This window comes from Aeromonas sp. s10 (assembly GCF_040907975.1).
Lineage (GTDB): Bacteria > Pseudomonadota > Gammaproteobacteria > Enterobacterales > Aeromonadaceae > Aeromonas > Aeromonas caviae.
In genome coordinates this window covers 265,794-288,494 of the sequence record NZ_JBFOCV010000033.1, presented here as the reverse complement: position 1 = coordinate 288,494, position 22,701 = coordinate 265,794, and the positions used below count along the sequence as shown (strand labels likewise).

Annotated in this window: 24 protein-coding genes; 11 read left to right on the top strand and 13 right to left on the bottom strand. The window is 63.8% G+C overall.

Going from position 1 to position 22,701, the window contains the following annotated elements:
- Nucleotides 1–51: 51 nt before the first annotated feature.
- Complete coding sequence (locus tag AB5Y59_RS10530; RefSeq protein WP_368211949.1) at nucleotides 52–684, bottom strand: Vat family streptogramin A O-acetyltransferase; 633 nt, start codon at nucleotides 682–684, stop codon at nucleotides 52–54.
- A 223-nt stretch (nucleotides 685–907) separates the two neighbouring features.
- On the opposite strand from AB5Y59_RS10530, the gene AB5Y59_RS10525 reads away from it, so the two are divergent.
- Nucleotides 908–1,492, top strand: a complete 585-nt coding sequence (locus AB5Y59_RS10525; protein WP_010672673.1) for a hypothetical protein — start codon at nucleotides 908–910, stop codon at nucleotides 1,490–1,492.
- 328 nt (nucleotides 1,493–1,820) lie between these two features.
- Nucleotides 1,821–2,711 carry a sensor domain-containing diguanylate cyclase gene (locus AB5Y59_RS10520; protein WP_042015352.1) on the top strand — a complete coding sequence of 297 codons (891 nt, stop codon included), beginning with the start codon at nucleotides 1,821–1,823 and terminating at the stop codon, nucleotides 2,709–2,711.
- 63 nt (nucleotides 2,712–2,774) lie between these two features.
- Here AB5Y59_RS10520 and AB5Y59_RS10515 read toward each other — a convergent pair whose 3' ends face one another.
- Complete coding sequence (locus AB5Y59_RS10515; protein ID WP_160838150.1) at nucleotides 2,775–3,413, bottom strand: exopolysaccharide biosynthesis protein; 639 nt, start codon at nucleotides 3,411–3,413, stop codon at nucleotides 2,775–2,777.
- 201 nt (nucleotides 3,414–3,614) lie between these two features.
- On the opposite strand from AB5Y59_RS10515, the gene AB5Y59_RS10510 reads away from it, so the two are divergent.
- Both AB5Y59_RS10510 and AB5Y59_RS10505 read left to right on the top strand, forming a co-directional pair.
- Nucleotides 3,615–4,229, top strand: coding sequence for an outer membrane beta-barrel protein (locus AB5Y59_RS10510; protein WP_368211948.1), 615 nt, complete (start codon nucleotides 3,615–3,617; stop codon nucleotides 4,227–4,229).
- 45 nt (nucleotides 4,230–4,274) lie between these two features.
- Nucleotides 4,275–4,805, top strand: coding sequence for a GNAT family N-acetyltransferase (locus AB5Y59_RS10505; RefSeq protein ID WP_368211947.1), 531 nt, complete (start codon nucleotides 4,275–4,277; stop codon nucleotides 4,803–4,805).
- Here the strand turns inward: AB5Y59_RS10505 and AB5Y59_RS10500 are convergent.
- Complete coding sequence (locus tag AB5Y59_RS10500; protein WP_103261951.1) at nucleotides 4,786–5,091, bottom strand: monooxygenase; 306 nt, start codon at nucleotides 5,089–5,091, stop codon at nucleotides 4,786–4,788. The two genes, AB5Y59_RS10505 and AB5Y59_RS10500, sit on opposite strands and share 20 nt — an antisense overlap.
- Nucleotides 5,092–5,212: 121 nt before the next feature.
- Between AB5Y59_RS10500 and AB5Y59_RS10495 the strand changes: the two genes are divergently transcribed.
- Entirely contained in the window at nucleotides 5,213–5,569 is a 357-nt protein-coding gene (locus AB5Y59_RS10495) for a helix-turn-helix domain-containing protein (protein WP_151027249.1), read from the top strand.
- Here the strand turns inward: AB5Y59_RS10495 and AB5Y59_RS10490 are convergent.
- The 3 genes from AB5Y59_RS10490 to AB5Y59_RS10480 all read right to left on the bottom strand — a co-directional run bounded on the left by AB5Y59_RS10490 (nucleotide 5,541) and on the right by AB5Y59_RS10480 (nucleotide 9,483).
- On the bottom strand, nucleotides 5,541–6,578 hold the full coding sequence (locus tag AB5Y59_RS10490; RefSeq protein ID WP_368211946.1) for an acyltransferase: 1,038 nt from the start codon (nucleotides 6,576–6,578) through the stop codon (nucleotides 5,541–5,543). The two genes, AB5Y59_RS10495 and AB5Y59_RS10490, sit on opposite strands and share 29 nt — an antisense overlap.
- 176 nt (nucleotides 6,579–6,754) lie before the next feature.
- On the bottom strand, nucleotides 6,755–7,375 hold the full coding sequence (locus AB5Y59_RS10485; RefSeq protein WP_164882046.1) for a PepSY-associated TM helix domain-containing protein: 621 nt from the start codon (nucleotides 7,373–7,375) through the stop codon (nucleotides 6,755–6,757).
- 65 nt (nucleotides 7,376–7,440) lie between these two features.
- The gene (locus tag AB5Y59_RS10480) at nucleotides 7,441–9,483 is read right to left on the bottom strand and encodes a TonB-dependent receptor (RefSeq protein ID WP_368211945.1); all 2,043 of its coding nucleotides are present in this window, start codon (nucleotides 9,481–9,483) and stop codon (nucleotides 7,441–7,443) included.
- A 271-nt stretch (nucleotides 9,484–9,754) separates the two neighbouring features.
- Between AB5Y59_RS10480 and AB5Y59_RS10475 the strand changes: the two genes are divergently transcribed.
- Both AB5Y59_RS10475 and AB5Y59_RS10470 read left to right on the top strand, forming a co-directional pair.
- The gene (locus tag AB5Y59_RS10475) at nucleotides 9,755–10,237 is read left to right on the top strand and encodes a GNAT family N-acetyltransferase (RefSeq protein ID WP_202044533.1); all 483 of its coding nucleotides are present in this window, start codon (nucleotides 9,755–9,757) and stop codon (nucleotides 10,235–10,237) included.
- Nucleotides 10,238–10,707: 470 nt separating this feature from the next.
- Nucleotides 10,708–11,445 (top strand): class I SAM-dependent methyltransferase, encoded by a 738-nt coding sequence (locus AB5Y59_RS10470; RefSeq protein WP_368211944.1) that lies wholly within the window; start codon nucleotides 10,708–10,710, stop codon nucleotides 11,443–11,445.
- A gap of 59 nt (nucleotides 11,446–11,504) precedes the next feature.
- Here AB5Y59_RS10470 and AB5Y59_RS10465 read toward each other — a convergent pair whose 3' ends face one another.
- Complete coding sequence (locus AB5Y59_RS10465; RefSeq protein ID WP_029313567.1) at nucleotides 11,505–12,563, bottom strand: porin; 1,059 nt, start codon at nucleotides 12,561–12,563, stop codon at nucleotides 11,505–11,507.
- Between the two features lie 218 nt (nucleotides 12,564–12,781).
- Between AB5Y59_RS10465 and glpX the strand changes: the two genes are divergently transcribed.
- Together glpX and AB5Y59_RS10455 are read left to right on the top strand one after the other, a co-directional pair.
- A complete protein-coding gene (glpX, locus tag AB5Y59_RS10460) occupies nucleotides 12,782–13,792 on the top strand; it encodes a class II fructose-bisphosphatase (protein WP_039040467.1) in 1,011 nt (336 codons plus the stop codon).
- Nucleotides 13,793–14,040: 248 nt separating this feature from the next.
- A complete protein-coding gene (locus tag AB5Y59_RS10455; RefSeq protein ID WP_010675884.1) occupies nucleotides 14,041–14,292 on the top strand; it encodes a YkgJ family cysteine cluster protein in 252 nt (83 codons plus the stop codon).
- Between the two features lie 168 nt (nucleotides 14,293–14,460).
- On the opposite strand, the gene AB5Y59_RS10450 is transcribed toward AB5Y59_RS10455, so the two are convergent.
- Genes AB5Y59_RS10450 through hemC form a run of 4 tightly spaced genes read right to left on the bottom strand, consistent with a single transcriptional unit; the run spans nucleotide 14,461 to nucleotide 18,418 of the window.
- Nucleotides 14,461–15,624, bottom strand: a complete 1,164-nt coding sequence (locus tag AB5Y59_RS10450; RefSeq protein WP_042015365.1) for a heme biosynthesis HemY N-terminal domain-containing protein — start codon at nucleotides 15,622–15,624, stop codon at nucleotides 14,461–14,463.
- Between the two features lie 10 nt (nucleotides 15,625–15,634).
- Nucleotides 15,635–16,711: a uroporphyrinogen-III C-methyltransferase gene (locus tag AB5Y59_RS10445; protein ID WP_039039811.1), complete on the bottom strand. Its 1,077-nt coding sequence runs from the start codon at nucleotides 16,709–16,711 to the stop codon at nucleotides 15,635–15,637.
- Entirely contained in the window at nucleotides 16,708–17,442 is a 735-nt protein-coding gene (locus AB5Y59_RS10440; RefSeq protein ID WP_069652023.1) for a uroporphyrinogen-III synthase, read from the bottom strand. Before AB5Y59_RS10440 ends, AB5Y59_RS10445 begins: the two co-directional genes overlap by 4 nt.
- A gap of 46 nt (nucleotides 17,443–17,488) precedes the next feature.
- The gene (gene hemC, locus AB5Y59_RS10435) at nucleotides 17,489–18,418 is read right to left on the bottom strand and encodes a hydroxymethylbilane synthase (protein ID WP_042865387.1); all 930 of its coding nucleotides are present in this window, start codon (nucleotides 18,416–18,418) and stop codon (nucleotides 17,489–17,491) included.
- A gap of 322 nt (nucleotides 18,419–18,740) precedes the next feature.
- Between hemC and AB5Y59_RS10430 the strand changes: the two genes are divergently transcribed.
- The gene (locus AB5Y59_RS10430) at nucleotides 18,741–21,260 is read left to right on the top strand and encodes a class I adenylate cyclase (protein WP_042879398.1); all 2,520 of its coding nucleotides are present in this window, start codon (nucleotides 18,741–18,743) and stop codon (nucleotides 21,258–21,260) included.
- A gap of 187 nt (nucleotides 21,261–21,447) precedes the next feature.
- On the opposite strand, the gene AB5Y59_RS10425 is transcribed toward AB5Y59_RS10430, so the two are convergent.
- On the bottom strand, nucleotides 21,448–22,101 hold the full coding sequence (locus AB5Y59_RS10425; protein WP_103259395.1) for an alpha/beta hydrolase: 654 nt from the start codon (nucleotides 22,099–22,101) through the stop codon (nucleotides 21,448–21,450).
- Nucleotides 22,098–22,412 (bottom strand): iron donor protein CyaY, encoded by a 315-nt coding sequence (gene cyaY / locus AB5Y59_RS10420; protein ID WP_010672698.1) that lies wholly within the window; start codon nucleotides 22,410–22,412, stop codon nucleotides 22,098–22,100. The genes AB5Y59_RS10425 and cyaY overlap by 4 nt, the downstream gene beginning before the upstream one ends.
- Before the next feature lie 73 nt (nucleotides 22,413–22,485).
- Here cyaY and AB5Y59_RS10415 point away from each other — a divergent pair, with 73 nt between their 5' ends.
- On the top strand, nucleotides 22,486–22,686 hold the full coding sequence (locus tag AB5Y59_RS10415; protein ID WP_082180910.1) for a lipoprotein: 201 nt from the start codon (nucleotides 22,486–22,488) through the stop codon (nucleotides 22,684–22,686).
- Nucleotides 22,687–22,701: the final 15 nt, after the last annotated feature.

Below are 22,701 nucleotides of genomic sequence, written 5' to 3'. Positions count from 1 at the left end.
TCTCCAGGGCTGTAGGGGGAGGTTCTCCCGATGCCTTCAGGTGGGCAGCCATCACTCCGCCCTCTCCAACTCGTCCATTTCCCCGCCGCCGATCAAGTTCAAATTCCGGCTGATCCGCTCCACCGGCCAGTCCCACCAGGCGAGGGCGCCCAAACGGGCGATGGTGTCGTCGTCAAAGCGATAGCGGAGCACCTTGGCGGGGTTGCCGCCGACCACGGCGTAGTCGGGCACGTCCGTGGTGACCACTGAGCGGGCGGCGATGATGGCGCCGTTGCCGACTTTGACTCCCGGCATAAGCAGGGCCTCATAGCCTATCCAGACATCGTTGCCGATGACGGTATCCCCCTTGTAGGGGAGGCTGCCCGGGGCAGGGGTGGCACTCTCCCAGCCGTTGCCGAAGATAAAGAAGGGGTAGGTGGAGAAGCCGGAGGTCTGGTGGTTGGCACCGTTCATGATGAACTTCACCCCGCGGGCGATGGCGCAGAACTTGCCGATGATGAGCTTGTCGCCGATGAAGGGGAAGTGGTAGAGGACGTTGCGCTCGAAGCCCGCCGCATCCTCCGGGTCGTCGTAATAGGTGTAGTCACCCACCTCGATATTGGGTCCCTTGATGGTGTTCCTGATAAAGCACACCTGGGGGAAGCCGTTCATGGGGTGGGGGTTGGCGGGATCGGGTCCGTGCATGGGGGGCTCCTCTGGGGTCCGGGCTCTGGATACCCTAACGGAATCGGGTGGAGCCTTGCCACCCTTTTGTGCCCTCCGCTTCGCCAGTCTCTGTCGCCCCCTGCCCATGTGCGCATCGACCCGGGGCGGGTTTGTCTCTAGCATGGAGGGGCGGCGGAGTCTGGCTCCGTCAAAGTGGATGATGGACGAAGTGCGCCTTGCACACTTCTGGCGGAGAGAAAAGATGAAGCTGCGTTCCTTGTTGATGGTGGGTGCCCTGCTGCTGGGCGGATGTGCGGTCAATCCCTATGGGGGGACGCCTGCGCCGGTCGGCGAGCCGGACAAGCCGGTGACCAAACCAGAGAAACCCGTGGCCGAGCCTGACAAGGCCGAGCCGGTGCCTGCTCCCAAACCCGTGGCACCGACGGGGCTGGCGGTCGCCCTGGCCGATGACTTCCTGAAGGCCGCCGATGTGCAGGCGCTGGCGGGCAGCAGCCCGGTACTGCTGCTGATGGCGCCCCAGAACGGTACAGGTGAGCCCTTCAGCACCCAGCCCCTGGCGGTGGCCATGATCCAGCGCATTCAGGCCAATAGCGGCTTTCGCTTCGCAGACCCGGGCCAGGTGGCGGCCATCACGGGTCAGCTCGAATACCAGCAGGGGGGCATGAACCCCGCTTCCCTGGTGCGTCTGGGTCGCCAGACCGGGGCGGGTTACATGCTCTACGGGGATCTCCTCTCTGAAGGGGGCCGCTACCGGCTCGCCATGAGCCTGATGGATCTCAAGAGCGGCGAACTGCTCTGGAACGCCAGTCGATCCGCTGCCCGCTGATGCCGGCTCGCCGGATCCCTCTTGACCGGGATCCGGCCTTGCCCCCCTTGTCCGGGGGCGGGAATACCCCTGTGGCGCCCCTGACGTCACAGGGGTTGGCATGTCGCACTGCCTGAGGGCAAAAAAACCTTCCTGACTGTCTGGCAATTCTGGTTCTGACAGCATTCCCGATTGCTACCATTCACTTTGCCGGAGGCTTGTCCGGTGAACACGTCACCGACCGCATTCTTCCCGCCCGGCAGGCAGCTTTCTGCCCCTGTGCGATACTCCATGAGTCTTGTATAACAGGAGTACAGGGACCCACTCCCATGGATAGCAAGGAGCTCGGATGGCGCTCTCAGTGGCACAACTCTACGAAGTGATGGCCCAGTTGCCGGATCCCGTTTTCATCCTCAGCGAAGATGGCTACTACATCGAGTACATCGGCGGGATGGAGCAGCAGTCCTACCAGAACGGCAACCCGCTGATCGGCAGACAATTGCTGGACGTGCTGCCCGAGGACAAGGCGCAGTGGGTGATGGCGCAGGTGGCTCAGGCCCTCGCCAGCGGCCAGGTGCAGGTGGTGGAGTATGACCTTTCCCCCGCCGAGGTGGACGGCATCGACGCCGACGCCGGGCCCCAGGGAATGCAGCGTTTCGAGGGCAAGATAGCACCCTTGCCCTCTTTATATGAGGGGAAGCGGGCGGTGGCCTGGATGACCCGCAGCATCACTCGCCAGCACGAGCTGCAACAGCGGCTCAAGCGGCTCGGGGAGACGGATCAGCTCACCGGCCTCTACAACCGCCACTTCTTCTTCGACCAGTATCACCACAGGGTGCAGGGGCAGCATCTCACCGGCCTCATCATGCTGGATCTCGATCACTTCAAGCAGATCAACGATCGCTTCGGCCACCAGACCGGTGACAAGGTCTTGTGCCGGGTCTGCGAGTGCGTCTCCGCCCAGTTGCGGGGGGAGGATCTCTTCGTGCGCAGCGGTGGCGAGGAGTTTCTGATCCTGCTTCCGCAGATAGACGAGGGGATATTGCTGAAGGTGGCGGAGCGGATCCGCGCCGCAGTGGCGGCCATGGCGCCGGATCCCGCCCCCGTGACCGTGAGCCTGGGCACCACCCTGATCCGGCCGGGAGAGGATCTTGGCACCGTGCTTGCCCGGGCGGACGAGTGGCTCTATCGGGCCAAGCGGGGCGGGCGCAACCGGGTGGCCCATGATGGGGCGCCCTGAGGGGCGCAGTGAACAGGAAAGAGGGCGACCCGGGGTCGCCCTCTTTCATTTGGCCGGGCCAGATCAGCCGAACAGGGTCGAGATATTCTGCCCCGCCATCAGCAGGCCGATGGCCAGGGCGCTGAACCAGACCAGGGTGGCGGCGACCAGGGTATAGCCGAGGGCGACGAAGAGCCCGTCCCGCTGCAACATGCCGATGGCCAGCAGCAGGATGGCCCAGGCGGGCATGGCGTTGGTGAAGGGAATGGCGCCGAGCGGCAGCATCAGCAGCAGGGCGGCCAGCATGATGAGCAGACCGTTGCAGCGGTTGATGGTCACGCTGCCGGTCAGGATGAGCAGGCGCGGGCGGATGAAGCGGTCGATGCGGGCCAGCAGATCCGCCCCCTTGTGCAGGGTCGGCTTGAGGTGCTCGGCGGCGAAGCGGCGCTCCATCAGGAAGGCGGGCAGCCAGGGCACCCGGTTGAGGGTGATGCCGATGCCGATGAAGAGGATCAGCAGGCCAAAGGGGGTGCTGACGCCGGGAATGGAAACCGGCAGCAGGAAGGGAACCGTGAGCAGCACGCAAAACAGCAGCATGCCCTGCTCGCCCACCAGGGCCAGCATCTGGCGCAAGCTGATGTGGCTCTCCTCGATGGCGTGGGCGGTGGCCCTCAGGGTATCGGAGAGCGTGCTTTTGGGGTCGTTGAGTTGCGCGGCAACCATTCCTGAGATCCTCGTCTGTTGATGCCACCGCTGTGGCGCCGCCAGCTTACGGGGGCGAGGTTAATCCCGGATGAATAACCCCGGGGATCACAGATTTTTCCATCGGGAGCGGGGCAACGGGGCTGGTACAGCCCCCGTCCAGTGTGGGAGACGGGCGCTCTGATATGCTTTGCGCAGGTCTTTTCACCAAAGGATGAGCACATGAGAGGAGCGATGGGGATGGTGCCGGGGCTGCTGCTGCCCCTGGCGGGCTGGGCAGCCGAGCCCCCGGCGACGGTCTGGCAGCTGACTCCCTTTGCGGGATACAGCTCGGCCATCGACTTTCGGGCCATGGACGAGCCGGCCCCCACGCCGCACGGGAGCGACATCGACACCCTGCAAGGGGAGCGCTCCGGCAGCTGGGGGCTCTTCATCAGCAGGGAGGTGGATGACCCCGGCATGGTGGAGCTGCTCTACAGCCACCAGTCGACCCGGGTGTCCCCCGAACTGCCCGACAGGCTGACGGTGGACACCCTGCAGTTTGCCGGGGCCCTGACTCTCTCGGACAACCTGATGGCCCCCTATATCGGTGCCGGGATCGGGGTCACCCGCTTCGATGCCTACGACAGCGAGACGGCCCCTTCCATGTCCCTGGCCCTCGGGGTGCAGCCGCGCCTGACCGAACATCTGGCCGTGCGGGCCGAGGTGCGCGGTTATGGTGCCTTGGTCAACGACGACAGCCAGTTTCTCTGCAACCCCGAGATCTGCGCCTTTCGGGTGCGAGGGGAGCTGATCACCCAGTGGCAGGCCAATATCGGCTTGACCCTGAGGTTCTGAGCCTCATGATGGGACTCCTTTGACCAGACAAGGCGATACGACTCCGTGCCATCCCTGCCCCGTGAACTGCCCGTACTGCTGACCCCAAGGGGGCGACTGCGCCCCTTCGATGGGCGGGATGCTGCCGATCTCTTCGCCATCTACGGGGATCCCCTGGTGATGCGCTTCGTCGGGGAGCCGCCGTTTCCCTCCCTTGCCACCGTGTCGCAGATGCTGGCTAGCGTCGAGCGGTTGCTGGCTGGCGGCGAGTCGCTGGAGTGGGGGCTGGTGTTACGCGGCAGCGGCCGCCTGGTGGGCACCTGCGGCTTGCACAGCTTTGCGGCCGGCGCCAGCCTGCGCCAGGCGGAGGTGGGCTGCATGCTGGCCCGCAGCCACTGGGGACAAGGTCTGATGGGGGAGGCGCTGAGCGCCCTGATCGTCTATGCCCGCCAGCTTGGCATCGTCACCCTGCTTGCGGATATCGAACCGGACAATCTGCCCAGCCAGCGGCTATTTGAGCGGCTGGGCTTCATCTGGCAGCAGGATACCTGCTACCGGTTGCTGCTGGGCGAGGAGATCACACCAGACCGCGCGTGACGCGGCTGAGGGGCTCGTTGACGTCGAACACCTTGTACTGCACCGCGCTGGCGCCCATGGCGAGCACCCGCTGCTCGTGCATGGTGGCGTAGGCGAGGGCGCTCCCCTCATCCTCGAACAGATAGATGCCGCCCGCCTCGCCGGTGCGCGGGTTCTCGGTCCAGATCTTGGAGATGAAGCCCGGCTCCCGGGTGATGGAGTCGGCCAGCGGCATGGCCGCAGCAGTGAGGGCCGGTCCCATCATCTGGGCGGGGAAGTTGAAATGGATCTGCAGCAGGCTGGGCATGATAAACCTCTCGTGGGCGTTGATTGACGGAATCCGCATCATAGGAAGCCGGCATCTTGGCTGCAAGAAGGCACATTTTCGTGGCATAGTTACCGCAAAGTAACCACTCACGAGCCATACCGTGCCCTCACTGCCCTGTCCCGCCTATCAGGTATTGCGCCTGCTGACCGGCAAATGGAAGCCGGCCATTCTGTTTCATCTGCGCGAAAAGACCCTGCGCTTTGGCGACCTGCGCCGCTGCCTGCCCGAGGTGAGCCAGAAGGTGCTCACCGCCCAGCTCAAGGAGCTGGAGAGCGACGGTGTCATCATCCGCACCCTCTACCCCGACGTACCGCCCAGGGTGGAGTACAGCCTGAGCCCCCTTGGCGTCGCCCTGATCCCCCTGCTTCAGCAGATGCACGATTTTGCGCTGAACCACGTTGATCTGCTGGCTGGTCAGGGTCCTGTTTCTAGCGAGCCCGCAGCAACCAGCGGCTGAGGGCGGTGGCCGCCAGCAGTCGGTAGCCGAGCAGAGTGAACGCCAGCAGCGCGGGTACCTTGAGGAGTTCCCACCACACCTGTTTGCCCTGGGGGCCGAAGATCATCAGCCACACCACCAGCATCATGTGCAGACAGTAGAGACCGAGCACCTTGGGGGCCTGGCACTCCAGCCAGCTGCCTTTGCCCCATGCGGGGTTGGCCAGCAGCAGGCCGAACAGTCCCAGCGCCCAGGGGAGCGAACCCAGCAGGAAATCGTGACGAGCGAGGGGGACGGCGGCAGCGCGCAGCAGACCTGCGGCCTCCAGGGCATAAAGCCCCATCCCCGCCATCATCATCAGGGCGCAGCGCCTGGCGTCCGGCTGCCAGGCACGCAGGCGCAGCTCGGCGCCAAGCGCCACGAACAGCAGGGAGAAGAAGGGGCCGTTGCGGGTCAGCAGGGCCCACTCGCCCCCCGGCAGCAGCGGGCCATAGGAGCCGCCGATCAGGGCCAGGGCGTAGAGCAGGGCTCCCAGCAGCAGGGCCAGCCTCGGCAGGCGGACCTGCTGGCAGAGCCCCAGGATCAGCACCGCCACCATCAGGGCGGGCAGGAACCAGAGGTGGATCATGCCGCCCACCCACCAGACGTTGAGATGATCCCCGAGCTGCATCTGCCACTGGCCCGCCATGGCGGGCAGGTAGCCCTCGCTCACCGCCGCGAGCGGGTTGAACGGTATCAGCACGTAGAGCAGGCTCCACGCCAGCCAGAGCCCCAGCAGGGGTCGGCAGTAGCGCAGTGCGACCGTCAGCGGGTGGCCCGCGGCGAGGGCGGGTTGCAAGAAGTAACCGGCGCACAGGAAGAACAGCGGCACCGCGAAGCGGCAGAGCTGGTTGATGACGGCCCCGACCAGAGGGTAGGGCGTGCTGTCCCACAGGGCGGGGTCGAAGGGGTTGCTGAAAGGGGAGAGATGGATGGTCATCACGGCCAGGATGGCCACCACTCGCCCGCATTCGATGCTGGAGATGCGCATGATTCCTCGTGGCGTTCGGGAGCTGGGCGCACCCTATCAGCCGCAGGTGCTCCCTATCCAGCCGCCTGGTCGCCAACTGTGACCCCCATCGGCGGCCGGTTACCCTTTGTTACCCGAGGTGCGGGCAAGGTTACCGCCGCCGGGAGCGGGATCCCGTTTTGGTGTCGGTAAAAGGGCTAGAGCAGGGCCACCAGCACGGTGACCAGGGCGCCCAGCAGCAGCAGGGTGATGCCGCGACCGGCGGGGCCGTGCAGCTTGTTCCACATCAGCAGGCTGGTGAGGGCCAGCAGCAGCATGGCCAGGGCCGCCAGATCTCCCACCAGTTGCCAGGGCAGGCCGGTGCCCATGCCACGGTGCAGCCGGTTGAGGCTGGCAGCGAAGTTGGCCTGCTGCAGCTCGGTGCGCACCAGCAGAGTGCCTTCCACATAGCTGGCGGCCACGCTTTCGCTCAGGGTGACACCGCGCAGCTCCCAGCGGGCCGGCAGGGTGAGAGAGCCGGATGGTGTGGGCAGGGTCTGGGGCGGGGTGATCTGGGGTCGCCCCTCCTCGAACATGTCTGCATAACGCTGTTGCAGCAGGGCTTTCAGTTCATCCGGGCTGGCCAGCGGCGTGCTTAGTACTATCTCTTCGCTCGATTTGGCGGTGTGGGGACCGGGCAGGGGCAGCACGGCCCTGTGTTGCAGCCAGAGGCCGGTGAGGCCGTAGAGCAGCATCAGGGTGAGGGTGGCAAAGCCTGCCCAGGCGTGGATGCGGCGCACCCACTTGTTGTTGTGCAGGGGGAGTTTTCTGCGTGTCATCGTTCGGTGCTTCATAACAATCTGGCCAGCGAACGCTGGCCAGAGGGGTCGGTAAACAGGGAGGATCAGAAGCGGTAGGCGGCGGTCAGGTGCAGCTGACGGGGCGTGCCCGGCATGATCTGGGCCGCGCTGGTGGCGCTGACGAAGTAGTCGTGATCGGTCAGGTTCTCCACGCTCAGCTGGGCTTCCCACTGGGGCCAGCGGTAGCCGGCACGGGCGTCGAAGCGGGCGTAACCGGGCAAGGCGGTGGTGTTGGCGTTGTCGGCGAAGCGATCCCCCACCGCCGTCATCCCGGTCTCGCCGAACCAGCCCTGCTTGCCGCTCTGGTAGCCGGCGAACAGCTGGCCGTTCTGGCGGGAGACGTTCATCGGTCGCTTGCCTTGCAGGTCCGCGTCTGCCTTGACCTGCTCGGCATCCTGGATGGCGACGCCGCCGCGCAGATAGATCTCGTCGGTCAGCTGGGCACGGGCGCTCAGCTCGATGCCGTCGGTGCGCTGCAGACCGGTGAGGATCACCCGGGTGGGATCCAGCGGATCCTTGCTGCGCTTGTTGTACATCTCCAGCCGGTAGAGGGAGAGGGTGGTGGCGAGGCGGCCGTTCAGCCAGTCGCTCTTCACGCCCCCTTCATAGAGCCGGGTGTGCTGGGGATCCAGGTTGTTGTTCTTGTCCCCCGGGGTGATGCCGATAAGCTCACCGCCCACCGGGGTGAAGGTCTTGCTGTAGGAGGTGTAGAAGGCATGCTCCTCGATGGGGTTCCACACCAGGCCCAGGCGCGGACTCAGGCTGGTGACCGAGAGGGTCTCTTCCTTGTCGAGGTCGTTGCGGCGGCTGGTGACGGTGAAGTCGTCGCGGCGCAGGCCTGCCAGCAGGTGCCAGTCGCCCAGGCTGAGCTGATCCTGCACATAGAGGCCGACACCGCGCACCCTGTGATGGGCGTCGCTGGAGAGTTTCATGGCGCCGTCGTAGGTGGGCAGGGAGCCCGGATCATAGAGGTTGCCTGCCGGGATCGGGTTGGCGTTCTGGTAGAGCTTGGGGGTGCGATCCTGCCAGCCCTGCTCCAGACCCACCAGCAGACGATGGGCGATGGGGCCGGTTTGCAGCTGGCCTTCCGCCTCGGTGTTGCTGGTGAGGCTGCTGGCCTTGAGATCCTGCTGCCAGCGGGCGCGGGTCACCTTGTCACCCTTGACGCTGGTGACATAGGTATTGTCGAACTGGCTGTCGAGGGTGGTGTAGCCGAGCTGCTGGCGCAGTTGCCACTGATCGTTGATGTCCCAGGTGAAGCGGGAGCGGGTGGACTGGGCCACATCGTCGAGGAAGTCGCGGCGGGTGTCGCTGTAGACGCTCTCGATGGGAACATCCGCCGGGCGACCATCGACGCCGGGAATGCCGCGATCCGGGGTGCGATCGTGCTCGTTGCGCTCGTATTGCACCAGCCAGTTCAGGGTGTCGGTGATCTCCCAGTTGACGGAGGGGGCCAGCAGGGTGCGCTTGCTGGTCACGTCGTCGCGAAAGCTGTCTTTGTCTTCCTGGGCCAGGTTCAGGCGCACCTGTACCCGCTCTCCTGCCTCGCCGTTGAGGTCGGCGGCGAAGCGTCGGCTGTCGAAGCTGCCTACCTGGGCGCTGACGCTGGAGGCCTGCCCCTTCTGGGGAACCTTGCTGACCCGGTTGACGATGCCGCCCGTGCTGCCACGGCCGTAGAGCACGGCGGCGGGGCCCTTGAGCACTTCGACCCGTTCGATGTTGCCAAGGTCGCGGGTGTATTGCATGTCGTCGCGCAGGCCGTCGAGGTAGAAGTCGTTGCTGGCGCTGAAACCGCGGATGGTGACGCCGTCAAAGCGGGTGTCGCCGCTGGCGTTGACGCCGGGGATGCCGGTCAGGGCTTCACTCAGGGTGGGCTGGCCGAAGGCGGTCAGCTCGCTTGCCTTGACGCTCTCGATGCTCTGGGGCACCAGCTTGGCCGGGGTGGCGGTGCGGGTCGCGGTGGCGACCTCTTCATGTTGGCTGCGTTTGCCGACCACGGTCAGGGTTTCGTCTTCGGCACGGGGGCTGGTGCAAACCGCCAGCAAGGCGACGCCCAGCAAGGCTCGCGGGGAGTTGTAATGGTTCATCTGGGTGTGACTCTTTGTCGACCAATCGGCCTGAACTTGTTGATTTAATTGTAATTATTGATTTCTCTCATCGCGAGAGGTTGCTAATGATATTGATTTTCATTTGCCTTGCAAGGAGAAGATGCAAGAAAAAGAGATCATTGGCGGCAGGCACTGAGGGGGCTGGAACCTCGGGGAAAAGGCCGGGGGAACCTTGGTTCGGTTCGGAGGGGACGCTACCATGGTGGCCTCGCGCCTTGGCGCACCATCCGGCACACACAGGGAGAGAAACATGGTCGAGATCATCAGGGCGGATCTGCACAACCCTCGCCACGGCGAGGCGCTGATCGCGATGCTGGACGAATACGCCAGGGACGAGATGGGGGGCGGCAGTGCACTGGCGGACGAGGTGAAGGCGAATCTGGCCGACGCCCTGGCCGCGCGACCCGGTGCTCATGTGCTGCTGGCCTGGGTCGATGGGGAGCCCGCTGGCGTTGCCACCTGCTTCGAGGGTTTTTCGACCTTCGCCTGTCAGCCGCTGCTCAATATCCACGACGTGGCGGTGCACCCTGCCCATCGCGGCCAGGGCATCGGCAAGCAGCTGTTGGCGGAGGCGGAGCGGCTCGCCCGGGAGCTCGGTTGCTGCAAGCTGACCCTGGAGGTGCTGGAGGGGAACAAGGTGGCCCAGGCTGCCTATCGCGCCAGCGGCTTTGCGGGTTATGAGCTCGATCCCGAGGTGGGCCGGGCTATGTTCTGGCAGAAGAAGCTGGGGTGAGAGAGTCGGCAAACATGATCTGCCGGGCTTGCCTCTGAGACTCCTGTCCCCTAGAGTGGCACCAGATTTTTCAATGTGTTGATGGAGCCGGCCCGGCCGGGTGAGTGACATGACCCTTTATGCTTCGGATCAGCGAGTGACCCGAATGAACTCCGTACAGATGCGCACGATGAAGCATTGTCCGGAGCCGGTGGAGGCCCAGACCTCCCATCCATTCATCGTGCAGTGACGACCGGATCTCGCTACCTCGCGGGAGCCGTGACCTTGCCGCACGACTGAACCAAGGCCATAGACGTTGCCTCGTCTATGGCCTTTTTTGTTGTCCCGCAGCCAGGCTGCGGGTGCGAGACAGAGCAGAGGCCCGCCCGGGTCTCTGCTTTTTTTATGGTCTGTCATGACCGACGGGTATGCTTGGCAAGGGCCGGGTCGTCGGCCAGAGAGGCTGACCATCTTCAAGAGGAAACAGTGCAATGTCACAAAATATCTATGACGAACCAGGGTTTTTTGAGGGCTATGCCCAACTGCCACGCTCCCTCCACGGGCTGGCGGGGGCGCCGGAGTGGCCGGCGCTGCACGCCATGCTGCCGGATCTTGCCGGCAAGCGGGTGCTGGATCTGGGCTGCGGTTATGGCTGGTTCTGCCGGGCAGTCAGAGATCTCGGGGCTGCCGATGTGGTCGGTATCGATCTCTCCGCGAAGATGCTGGCCCGTGCCGCCGAGCTGACCCGGGATGAGGCCATCCGCTATCGGCAGGGGGATCTGGACGGTCTTGCGCTGTCCGATGAGCCTTTCGATCTCATTTACAGCTCCCTGGCGCTGCACTACCTGCCCGAGGTGGCGCCGCTGTTTGCGGAGATCCACCGTGCGCTGGTGGCTGGCGGCAGCCTGGTGTTCTCGGTGGAGCACCCCATCTTCACCTGCCCGCAGCCGCAGGGCTGGCTGGCGGATGCAGAGGGACGCCGCTCCTGGCCCGTCAACGGCTACCAGGCCGAGGGCAAGCGGGTCAGCAACTGGCTGGCGGAGGGGGTGATCAAGTATCACCGCACCCTGGGCACCTACCTCAATGCCCTTGTCGCCGCCGGGTTCCAGATCCGCCGCGTGGAGGAGTGGGGGCCGACGGCGGCGCAGATTGCGGCCAACCCGGCCCTGGCGGAGGAGGCGGAGCGCCCCATGCTGTTGCTGGTGTCGGCGTACAAATCCCTGGCCTGACGCAATAAAAAACGGCGCGCAGAGTGCTCTGCGCGCCGTGTCGTCAGGTGGTTGCCGACTTAGAAGTCGTAGCGGGCCGCCAGCTGGAAGTCATCCTTGGTGTTGAGCTTGCCGCTGTCATGGCTGTCGAGGTTGTTGATGCGGTACTCGCCGATGACGCGCAGGTTCTTGTTGAACTTGTACTGGGCACCCAGGGTGTAGTAGTCGATGGAGTCGTAGTCAGACTTGCCAGCCTGCTCCACCTTCTGCTTGTTCCACAGGGCCATCAGGCCGAAGCCGCTCTCGAAGTTGTAACCCAGCGCCCCTTCCCAGCCGGTGTGATCCTTGCCGGTGGCCAGGAAGTCGCTGCCGTCGGCATAGCTCAGGGCGGCGTAGAGGGCCTTGTTGTCGTACTTGGCGGAGAGCAGCCACAGCTTGGCATCCTCTTCACCGCTCTTGTCGCGGATGCCCACGTTGTAGGCGGTCCCCAGGGAGAGGTTGAACGGGAAGGTGTAGGCCACGGCGGCACCGTAGGCGGCATCGCTGTCCTTGCTGGAGGTCTCTTCGGTGTCACCGCCATCGAACTTGTAGCTGGTATCTACCTGGAAACCGTTGAACAGGCCGGAGTACTTCAGCACGGAGCCGGCGCGGTTGGTGGCGAAGGTGTCGGTCTTGGCGCCCAGTGCCTCGTTGCCGTAACCATCGGAGAGGGAGACATCAGTCCAGTCCGCCAGGAAGCCAGGAGCCCCCTTCTGGCGACCGAAGGTGACGGTCCCCCAGTTGGCGCCGACACCGGCGAACGCCAGACGGGTACGCAGGTTGTCGGAGTTCTCGCTGACGGTCTTCTCGCTGTCATTGATGTACATCTGCAGTTCGTACTGGGCCAACGCCTTGAGACCCGGGTTGATCTCGCTCTCTACCTTGGCGCCCAGACGGACAAACTGGTTGGCCCCCTGCTTGTCGCTGTATTCGTTCTTGATGTCACCGTTGGCGTCCAGCTCTTTCTTCTCGCCGAAGAACTGGCCGGCGTAGATGCGGCCGTAGAGGTCGAGCAGGGTGCTCTCGTTTTTGTACACTTCGACGGCTTGAGCCTGGAAGGCGGCGGTAAGAGCCAATGCTACTACTGTCAGCTTTTTCATCATGATCCCTTGTGTTGCAAGCTTTTGTTTTAAAAGACGGGGCCATGCTAGAAGTGACAGATGACAGTCGGGTGACCGTGCAATGAACAAACCGTGTCGGTTCCATGTCAGCGGGATGAAAACCGGGATTTATGTGGCTGGTCGCCACTTTTACGCGCAAAGGTTTGCCCTTGTGGTAGAATGCCGCCCGTTTTCGAGCTCCTAAGGTTGGATATGCGATGAGACGTGAACTGGCAATCGAATTTTCCCGAGTGACGGAAGCGGCTGCACTGGCTGGCTACAAGTGGCTCGGACGTGGTGACAAGAATATCGCCGATGGCGCGGCCGTGGCGGCCATGCGTCACATCCTCAATCAGATCCAGATCGATGGCGAGATTGTGATCGGCGAAGGGGAGATCGACGAAGCCCCCATGCTCTACATCGGCGAGAAGGTGGGCACGGGTCAGGGCGACGCCGTGGACATCGCGGTCGACCCCATCGAGGGGACCCGCATGACTGCCATGGGTCAGGCCAATGCTCTGGCCGTGCTGGCGGTGGGCGACAAGGGATCCTTCCTCAAGGCCCCCGACATGTACATGGAAAAGCTGATCGTGGGCCCCAAGGCGAGAGGCGCCATCGATCTCGATCAGGCCCTGGAGCTGAACCTCAAGGCCGTGGCCAAGGCGCTCGGCAAGCCCCTCTCCCGTCTGACCGTCATCACCCTGGCCAAGCCGCGTCATGACAAGGCGATCAAGGAGATGCAGGGCCTGGGGGTGCGGGTGTTCGCCATTCCCGACGGTGACGTGGCCGCCTCCATCCTCACCTGTCTGCCGGACAGCGAAGTGGACATGCTCTACGGCATCGGTGGCGCGCCGGAAGGGGTGATCTCCGCCGCGGTGATCCGCGCCCTGGACGGCGACATGCAGGCTCGCCTGATCCCCCGCCACCAGGTCAAGGGTGACAGCCCCGAGGTTCGCGCCCTGGGTGAACAGGAGATCGCGCGCTGCGAGGAGCTGGGCATCGACGTGAGCAAGGTGCTCAAGCTCGAAGATCTGGCCAAGAATGACAACGTCATCTTCTCGGCCACCGGCATCACCAAGGGTGATCTGCTGGAAGGGATCACCAGCGACGGCGTCATGGCGACCACCGAGACCCTGCTGATCCGCGGTAAATCGCGCACCATCCGTCGTATCAAGTCGATCCACTTCCTGGATCGCAAGGACAGCGTGGTACGCGACATCATCCTGTAAGCAGGAGGATGGCGGTGGCGGCAAGTCACGTACTCTCATGCCGTCGCATCAAGTCGATCCACGTCCTGGATCGCAAGGACAGCGTGGTACGCGACATCATCCTGTGATGTGCTGACTCCCGCAGCAAAAAGCCCGGCACTGCCGGGCTTTTTGCGCTCTGCAGGGCGCCAGGGTGCCCGGGCAGGGATAAGGCTTAGGAGAAACCGGACTCCTTGCTACACTGCGGTGCCCCACAGAGGAAAAATCACATGGAATGTCGTCAGGGATGCGGTGCCTGCTGCATCGCCCCCAGCATCAGCAGTGCCATTCCCGGCATGCCGGACGGCAAGCCCGCCGGTGTGCCCTGTGTGCAGCTCGATGCGCATCTGGGGTGCAAGATCTTCGGCCAGCCGGAGCGCCCGGCGGTGTGCGGCGGCTTTCGCCCCATGGCGGACGTGTGCGGCTCCCATCGCCAGGAGGCCATCTGGCTTATCGGCGAGCTGGAGCGGCTGACCGCCTGAGCCCTTGATCCTCTCCCTCGGGGAAAGGGTGTCTGCTTGTCCTCCTCATCCCCGCCCCCTTCTCCCGCAAGGGGAGAAGAGAGCCACCATTCGGAACAATGGCAATAAACAATCCCAATAAAAAGAGGCCGCAATTGCGGCCTCTTTTTATTTCGCGACGAACGGGCGTCAGATGTCGGCCAGCTGCAATGCCTGGCGGTAGTACTCGTTGGCCTTGTTGGTCAGGCGGCGCTTGTCCATCACCTGGCCGAGGGCGTGGTAGAGGGCGGCATCCGGCGCCTTCGCCACTTCCTGCTCCAGCAGCCGCTGGGCTTCGTCCAGTTGACCGGCCAGCAGGCAGACCCGGGCCAGCGCCGCTTCGGCGCCCGGCTGATCCTGGATCTTTCTGAGCAGGGTCAGCATGGGCTGGTAGTCGTCCAGTTTGAGCTTGGGCAGGCGGGCGAACAGCTCGGGGGAGGGATCCTTGCGCAGGGCCTCCAGCCAGAGATCGGCGGCTTCGGCATCGGCCCCCAATCGGCGCAGGCGATCCCCGTAACTGGCCAGCAGCACGGGATCCTGGCGCTGTTTGCGGGGCAGACCCTGCCAGACCGTGCGCAGGGTGTCGAGGGAGCCGCTGGCGGCCTCCAGACGACCGCACCACGCCTGGTGCAGCAGGGTCTCTTCCTGCTGAGCGGTCAGCTTGCCCACCTTGCGCAGGGCAGGGGCGAGATCGATGAGGGCCGCCCAGTCTTCACGGGCCAGATACACCTGACGCAGCTGATCCAGCACCATGGGGTGGCGCGGGTTGAGGGCATAGATGGACTCGAGGCGACCGAGGGCGCTGTCGTACTGGCCCTGCTCAATCTGCAACTGGGTCTGGATCAGGGTCAGTGCCAGCTCTGCCTTGGGGTTCTCTTCCTGGGCTTTCTGCAGGTAGTGATCCCGGCGCACGTCATCGCCCCGGGCCTGGGCCACCCGGGCGGCGCTCAGGTAGTTGAGCAGCGGGGTGTCGCTGTTGTCTGCGCCCTTGATGAGAAGCTTCTCGGCCTGGTTGTAGTGCCCCTCTGCCATGGCCAGGGTGGCATTGACGGTTTGCAGGTTGGCCTTGCGGCGGCGGCGCGAGCCGAACCAGCCCTGGGTCTTGCGGCGCAGGCCGAACAGGCGGGCCAGCACCCATTCCACGATGAGCAGGGCACCGTAGAACAGCACCGCCAGGATCACCGCGCTGGTGACCGAGGATTCCACAGTGTAGTTGCCCAGCGAGATGAGCACATAGCCCTTGTTGCCGGAGGCTTCGGGACCGAAGATGAGGCCCGCCACCATCACGGCGACTATGACGATCAGACGAATCATGGTCTCCTCCTCAGTTGCCGGCCAGGATGCGTTGCAGGCGTTCGGTCAGCACCTGTTCCAGCATGGTCTGGGTCTTGAACTGATCCGGGTAGTCAAACTGGATCTGCTCGCCTTTGAGCTTGTCGAGCTCGGACTGCATGTACTGGGTGGCGCTGTTGTCGGCATCGAAATACTGGGTCAGCCAGCGCTGGGCCTTCTCCAGGCTGTCGACATAGAGTGACTGCTGTTCACGATAGACGGCGAGCTGGGCCTGCAGCAGCTTGGTCTTGAGGTTCTCCCGCAGGAAGATCTCCTGCTGCGGGGAGAGCAGGGCTTCCACGGCGCCATCGCGGCGACGAATGGTGATGAAGTTTTCGGTGAACTTGACCCAGTTCTTCTTCAGGTTGCTCTGCCACTCGTCCGGGTTGGTGCTGACGGTCTGGTCGGGCTCGCTCTTGGCTTCCGGCATGCTGACGGTGGAGAGGGGCAGCAGCTCGATCTGGTCCGAGAGGGCGGCCAGCTTCAGGGTCAACCCCTCGCGATCGACCCGTGGCATCCCCTTGAGCTTGGCGATGTCTTCCGCCAGCGCCTTGCGAATGGGCATCAGGCTGGGGTCGTTGAGCGCCTTGATGCGCTCGTCGGCGTTGCCGAGCAATGTGATGGCGGAGACGATGTCGTGTTCGAGCCACAGCTTGCGGCCCGCCATGCGCACCAGGTATTCGGATTCGGCCAGCATCCAGTCATTGGGGCGCTTGTCGTCCAGATCCAGCACCTTGGTCTGCAAGGCGTCCAGCGCCTCCTGCAACTGCTGCTGGCTCTTGCCGAGGGCACCGATCTGTTCGGCATCCTTGCTGCTGCCCTGATCAATCCTGGTCATGGCGTCGGCCAGTTGCTGCTTGAGGGCTACCAGTTCGGCCTGCTGGGCAACGGCGTTCTGGTGTCCGTGCACATAGAGACCACCGGCCAGCCCCAGGGCCAGCAGGATGGCGATGCCGCCAAGCACGGTGCCAGAGCTGCCCTTCTTGCTCCCTGTTGTTCCGGGAGCGGGCTTGTTGTTGTCGGCCACGGTGGCCGCGGCACTCGGCTGGACTTCTTGCTGTTCAGTCATTCCATCTTCCTCAGTTCCAGGGCGGCCACCAGAGCCTGGTTGGATGCACCTTGGGCAATCACGATACGGGTAAAACCAGCCCCTTCTGCCATCTCGGCCACCCGGGGACTGGGCACCACCAGCAGGCGGTCATAAAGCCAGGGGTGCTGCGGGCCGGGCACCAGGGCCAGCAACCGCTGCAACAGTTCGCCACTGGTAATGAGCAAGCTGTCGAGCCCGGCTGCCTGCCAGTGGCGGGTCAATGCGTCCCCGTCAAGATCGGGGTAGTGGCGCTCGTAGGTGGCACAATAGTGCACCAGTGCGCCCCGTGAGGCCAGCGTCCGGGCGATGAGATCCCGCCCGTCGTTGCCGCGCAGGATCAGCACCCGGCGGCCACTCACCCCTTGCAGCGCCGGCAGGGCCAGCAGCCCTTCACTGCGGGGATCGGCCGGGCACAGGGCCTGGATGCCCGCCTCGGCGAAGGCATCCGCACTCGCCTGACCGACTGCAAAGTAATCAATATGTGGCCAGGTCTGACCAGTTTGCAACAGAAAATGATGTGCAAAATGAATGGCATGCATGCTGACGGCGATAACGAGGTCCGCCTCACGCAGCATGTCACCCAGGTGAGGGAGGTCGCATCCCGGCCGGGTTTCCAGCAACGGACAGCAGAGCGGTGCATGACCCAACTGGTGCAGCATCTGCACCAGCTGGTTGGCCTGGGCGGCCGGGCGCACCACCAGGGGGACCATCAGGCGGCGCTCCAGGCAGATGACCGTGAACCTGGCTGTGCTGCACTCATGCCCGGTAGACCTCGGCCAGGATAACGTCGGCGCCGGCGGCCAGCAGGCGCTGGGCCAGGGTGTGGCCCAGCGCCTCGCCCTCTGCCAGGGGGCCGCGGATCTCATCGCGAATGACGTGGCTGCCATCCGGGCTGCCCACCAGGCCGCGCAGCCATACCTCTTCTCCCTGTACCAGGGCATAGGCCCCGATGGGCACCTGACAGCCACCTTGCAGGGCGCGGTTCATGGCGCGCTCGGTCAGCACCCGGATGCGGGTCTCGGGGTGTTCGAGCGGCGCCAGCAGGGCGTGCAGCTCAACATCATCCAGGCGGCATTCGATGCCGACCGCCCCCTGGCCGTTGGCGGGCAGGCTCTGCTCGGGCTCGATGAAGGCGGCGATGCGATGGGCCATCTCCAGTCGTTTCAGGCCGGCGGCGGCCAGGATGATGGCGTCATATTCACCGGCATCCAGCTTGGCGAGGCGGGTGTTGACGTTGCCCCGCAGGTCGCGGATCACGAGATCAGGGCGGGCAGCGCGCAGCTGGCACTGACGGCGCAGGCTGGAGGTACCGACCACGGCCCCTTGAGGCAGCTCGTCTATCTGGTTGAAATGGTTGGAAACAAAGGCATCACGCGGGTCTTCGCGCTCACAGATGGTGTGCAGGCCGAGCCCATCGGGGAACTCCACCGGTACGTCTTTCATGGAGTGGACAGCGATGTCGGCACGCCCTTCCAGCATGGCAGTCTCCAGCTCCTTGACGAACAACCCCTTGCCGCCGACCTTGGCGAGGGGGGTGTCGAGGATCTTGTCACCCTGGGTGCTCATGGGCACCAGTTCGACCTGCAGATCCGGATGGAGTGCCTCCAGCCGATCTTTCACAAAATTGGCCTGCCACAGGGCCAGTGGGCTCTTTCGAGTGGCAATTTTCAGGGTTCGGGCTGCCATATCAATCAGTTGTTTCATCTTTTGAGAGGAAAACGATCTTACCACCCTTTGCAGGGGCTTTCATGGCGCAGCCCGCAAAAGCGGGGCCAAGCTCAAAAACGGGGGCTGAAAATTATTTTCATTCAGCCAATAATTGATTTTAAGTTATTGAAAGTAAGCAACTTTATTGCTTTCCTCTGATACCGTTACGAACGGGGTCAGAAATAATCCGGTGATTGTGTGCGGGCTTGTTTACCACTGCTGTTTGCATTGTTAACATGATCACACTTTTTTGACGTCTCCCCGTTTTGGTGCGTCATTTCTCTTCCCCATAGGTAGGGCATTGCTGGTTAAACTCGACACGCTGGTGGCGCGCTACGACGAACTCAATCGTCTCAAGACGCAACGAGCGCTGGATCTCATGAGTCGCTACGGGCAGCAGGTTTTCCACTTGCTGCCTGTCATGCTGCACTTCAATCACCCCCTGTTGCCCGGTTATGTGGCAGGGGATGTGCCTCATGGTATCTGGAGTTTTGTCGCCAACGAGGCCCAGCAGGCCTTCATCCAGGATCTCTGCCAGAACGCCAACTGCCAGGGCGGTCTCAGTACCCACGACAAGTCCATCCAGGGCCTCTACTCCATGGGGAGCACCTCCTCCATCGGTCAGTGCTGCCACTCGGATCTCGACATCTGGGTCTGCCACGTGGCCGGTCTGTCGAGCGAGCGCCTCGCCCTGCTGGAACAGAAGTGCCAGCACCTCTCCATGTGGGCCGAGCAGCGGGGGGTCGATCTCAACTTCTTCCTGATCCCCGAAGACAAGTTCCGTCAGCGCAACGATGCCCAGATGCAGGGGGAGAGCTGCGGCAGCGCCCAGCACCTGCTGCTGCTCGACGAGTTCTACCGCAGCGCCATGCACATCGCCGGCAAGCGGCTGCTCTGGTATCTGGTGCCTGCCGAATATGACGATCACTACGACGACTACGTCAACGGCCTGTTTGCCCACGGCAAGTTGAGCCAGGATGACTGGCTCGATCTGGGGGGCTTTGATCGCATTCCTGCCGAGGAGTATTTCGGCTCCGCCCTGTGGCAGCTCTACAAGGGAATCGACTCCCCCTACAAGGCGGTGCTCAAGTCGGTGCTGATGGAGGCCTACTCCCACGAGTATCCCAACACCCGGCTGCTGTCGGTGACCAGTCGCGACTGGTTCCAGCACAACGAGGGGATGCACTACCGCCTCGACAACTACTGCCTGATGCTGGACAAGGTGACCAACTACCTGAAGTCCATCGGCGACATGCAGCGCCTCGATCTGGTGCGTCGCTGCTTCTATCTGAAGGTGTGCGACGGGCTGAGCCATCCCAAGGAAGATCACTCCCCGGACTGGCGCCGGGAGCAGATGGCCCAGCTGGTAGCCTACTGGGGCTGGAGTCCGGAGCGCCTTTACCACCTTGATCACCGCCAGGAGTGGAAGGTCGAGGACGTCAAGGTGGCCTACGCCGAGTTGCTGGAAGCCCTGATGCAGAGCTACCGCAACCTCATCCAGTTCGCCCGGCGCAACAACATCAGCGAGTCCATCAACCCGGAAGACATCGGCATCCTGTCGCGCAAGCTCTATGCCGCATTCGAGAGCCTGCCGGGCAAGGTGCAGCGCATCAACCTCAAGATTGCGCCGGATCTCGGCGAGCCGGATCTCAGTCTGGTACAGGTGCCCCATGGCCGCCTGAATCGCGCCGGCTGGTATCTCTACAAGCATTCCCTCGAACCCGCCGACATCATCGGCCGGGCGCCGCTCGAATATAACGGCTACATCAGCAAGCTGGTGGCCTGGGCCTATTTCAACGGCCTGCTGACGCCCCAGTCCCGGGTACACCTGTTCAACCAGGGCTCGGATCTGCACATCGACAACCTGCATCAGTTCTGTCGCGATCTCTCCGGGACCTTCCCGGTCAAGTATCCCCGCGCGACCAACCTGGCCCTGAGCCGGCCGTGCGAGATCCGCCAGCTCTCCATCTTCCTGAACCTGGAGACGGACCCGTCCAGCCACTGGGTGGGGCAGGTGATCGAGTTCGATGCCAACGCCGCGGATGTCTTCTCGTTCGGTCGCAACCAGGAGTGTCTGGTGGGATCCGTGGATCTCGTCTATCGCAACTCCTGGAGTGAGATCCGCACCCTGCACTTCGAGGGAGAGGAAGCCGTGGTGGACGCCCTCACCACCATCCTCGGCAAGATGCACCAGGACGCCGCGGCCCCCGAGATGATCGAGGTGTTCTGCTACAGCCAGCACTTCCGCTCCCTGGTGCGCACCCGCTTCCAGCAGCTTGTGGCTGAATGCATCGAGTTGCGTCTGGCCCGGGACAAGCAGCAGCTGGTCAAGACGCTGGCGCTCGGCAAGGAGAAGTACGGCATCTTCTTCGAGCGGCGCGGGGTGTCGGTCAAGAAGCTGGAAAACGCCATCGACTTCTACCGCCACATCTCCCACAACAAGCTGGATCACTTGCCGCTGCGCCTCGACAAGACTCACAGCCAGCACCTGCCCGGTATCGTCGACGCCTACGCCAGCGAAGGGCTGGTGCAGTTCTTCTTCGATACCCGGGATGCAGGCACCAACATCTATATCCTGGACGAGGCGAATCGGGTGGAGATCTACCAGCACTTCGCCGGCAACAAGGACGAACTGGTACAGGGGGTGAACCGGTTCTACACCTCGGGTCACGAGCGATTCAGCAATGCGGGTCAGTTCAGCAACTTCAACCTGCCCCAGTACTACGAAATCGTGCAGGTGGGTGACAAACTCGATGTGATCCCCTACCGCAGCCAGAGCCCGCAGCGGGACACCCCAGGCGCGGCGCGGGAAGTAGGATGATGCGCTGATAACAGCACCGGCAAGATGGCAAACGGCCTGCATGATGCAGGCCGTTGTCGTATCCGTGGTGCGGGAATCAGGCGTGGAGGGGGCGCAGCCAGTGGGGGGATGCCGTCGAGCATCGCCGTCAGGGATGAAAGCAAACGGCCTGCTGATGCAGGCCGTTGTCTTACCCGTGAGCCGACAATCAGGCGCCGAGGCGGGCCAGCAACCAGCTGCGAATGTCGCCCAGCTGGGGGCGGCAGATCTCGTGGCGCATGGGGTATTCGTGCCACTCGGGGCTGAGTCCCACCGCTTCCAGCCGGTTCTTGGCGTCCCAGCCCATGGAGAGGTTCACCACGTCGTCATAGATGCCGTGCATGTAGCAGATGGGCAGGGCGCGGGCCGCCTCGCTCATTTCGCCGGGCAGGGTGTTGGGCGCAGCCAGGTAGGTGGACATGCAGAGCAGGCCTGCCAATGGCACCGGATGGCGCAGGGCGGTGAAGGAGGCGATGACGCCCCCCTGGGAGAAGCCGGCCAGCACGATGCGCTCGGGGGCGAAACCCTCGGCCACCAACTGTTCGATCAGCGAGGCGATACGGGCCGCTGACTCCCTGACATGGGACTCCACGGCGCGATCCGCCGGATCCTCGAAGCTCTTGATGTCGTACCAGCCGCGCATCCGGTAGCCCATGTTGATGGTGATGGGGCGTTCGGGCGCATCCGGCAGCAGATGGCGGACGGGCAGGTCGGCGGGCAGGGCCAGCGCCTCCACCAGGGGGGCGAGGCCTGCGCCGGAGTCCCCCAGCCCGTGCAGCCAGATCACCGCATGGCGGGCACCTTCGGGATGCAGATCCGTCATGAGAAGACCACGGGCTCGCCGGCCTGGGTGGTGCAGGCCCGGGTCAGCAGGGCCTTGAGCTCGTCGCCGAAGCGGTTGTCGATCCAGCTGTCACCGCGCAGCTCGAAGTGGAAGCCGTTCTCCCGGGTGGCGACCCAGATCTGATGCAGGGGCTCCTGCTTGTTGATGATGACCTTGGTCTTGTTCTCGAAGCTCAGGGTCAGCACCCCGCCGGCGCGTTCGCAGTCGATATCCGGATACCCCTCGTCGATGGTGTCTTCCACATACTGGAAAAAGGCGTCGGTCAGGGCGTGATACTCGTGATCCTTCATCGGTTTATCCTGTTGCTTTTAACAATGTGAGTGCGATTATAGAGGGCCAAAAATTTTTTCGCAGCGAACCATTATGATTACCCAGTTCACCAAGTGCCTGTTTGCCGCGTCGCTGTCGCTCGGGTTGGCCGCCTGTGGCCTGACGGGGCCGCTCTACATGCCGCCGGCCGAACAGCCCGCACCTGCAGAGCAGACACCGCCCAAGACAGAGAGTACACCGCAAGCCGCCTCGCCTGCGACCGCTACACCGGCCTCAGAGGCCGCGCCGCAATAATCTAGGAAGGAACCG

Coding starts and splice junctions, on each gene's coding strand:
- AB5Y59_RS10530 (WP_368211949.1), bottom strand. CDS start 684: ATGCACGGACCCGATCCCGCCAACCCCCACCCCATGAACGGCTTCCCC.
- AB5Y59_RS10525 (WP_010672673.1), top strand. CDS start 908: ATGAAGCTGCGTTCCTTGTTGATGGTGGGTGCCCTGCTGCTGGGCGGA.
- AB5Y59_RS10520 (WP_042015352.1), top strand. CDS start 1,821: ATGGCGCTCTCAGTGGCACAACTCTACGAAGTGATGGCCCAGTTGCCG.
- AB5Y59_RS10515 (WP_160838150.1), bottom strand. CDS start 3,413: ATGGTTGCCGCGCAACTCAACGACCCCAAAAGCACGCTCTCCGATACC.
- AB5Y59_RS10510 (WP_368211948.1), top strand. CDS start 3,615: ATGAGAGGAGCGATGGGGATGGTGCCGGGGCTGCTGCTGCCCCTGGCG.
- AB5Y59_RS10500 (WP_103261951.1), bottom strand. CDS start 5,091: ATGCCCAGCCTGCTGCAGATCCATTTCAACTTCCCCGCCCAGATGATG.
- AB5Y59_RS10490 (WP_368211946.1), bottom strand. CDS start 6,578: ATGCGCATCTCCAGCATCGAATGCGGGCGAGTGGTGGCCATCCTGGCC.
- AB5Y59_RS10485 (WP_164882046.1), bottom strand. CDS start 7,375: ATGACACGCAGAAAACTCCCCCTGCACAACAACAAGTGGGTGCGCCGC.
- AB5Y59_RS10480 (WP_368211945.1), bottom strand. CDS start 9,483: ATGAACCATTACAACTCCCCGCGAGCCTTGCTGGGCGTCGCCTTGCTG.
- AB5Y59_RS10475 (WP_202044533.1), top strand. CDS start 9,755: ATGGTCGAGATCATCAGGGCGGATCTGCACAACCCTCGCCACGGCGAG.
- AB5Y59_RS10470 (WP_368211944.1), top strand. CDS start 10,708: ATGTCACAAAATATCTATGACGAACCAGGGTTTTTTGAGGGCTATGCC.
- AB5Y59_RS10465 (WP_029313567.1), bottom strand. CDS start 12,563: ATGAAAAAGCTGACAGTAGTAGCATTGGCTCTTACCGCCGCCTTCCAG.
- glpX (WP_039040467.1), top strand. CDS start 12,782: ATGAGACGTGAACTGGCAATCGAATTTTCCCGAGTGACGGAAGCGGCT.
- AB5Y59_RS10455 (WP_010675884.1), top strand. CDS start 14,041: ATGGAATGTCGTCAGGGATGCGGTGCCTGCTGCATCGCCCCCAGCATC.
- AB5Y59_RS10450 (WP_042015365.1), bottom strand. CDS start 15,624: ATGATTCGTCTGATCGTCATAGTCGCCGTGATGGTGGCGGGCCTCATC.
- AB5Y59_RS10445 (WP_039039811.1), bottom strand. CDS start 16,711: ATGACTGAACAGCAAGAAGTCCAGCCGAGTGCCGCGGCCACCGTGGCC.
- AB5Y59_RS10440 (WP_069652023.1), bottom strand. CDS start 17,442: ATGGTCCCCCTGGTGGTGCGCCCGGCCGCCCAGGCCAACCAGCTGGTG.
- hemC (WP_042865387.1), bottom strand. CDS start 18,418: ATGGCAGCCCGAACCCTGAAAATTGCCACTCGAAAGAGCCCACTGGCC.
- AB5Y59_RS10425 (WP_103259395.1), bottom strand. CDS start 22,101: ATGACGGATCTGCATCCCGAAGGTGCCCGCCATGCGGTGATCTGGCTG.
- cyaY (WP_010672698.1), bottom strand. CDS start 22,412: ATGAAGGATCACGAGTATCACGCCCTGACCGACGCCTTTTTCCAGTAT.
- AB5Y59_RS10415 (WP_082180910.1), top strand. CDS start 22,486: ATGATTACCCAGTTCACCAAGTGCCTGTTTGCCGCGTCGCTGTCGCTC.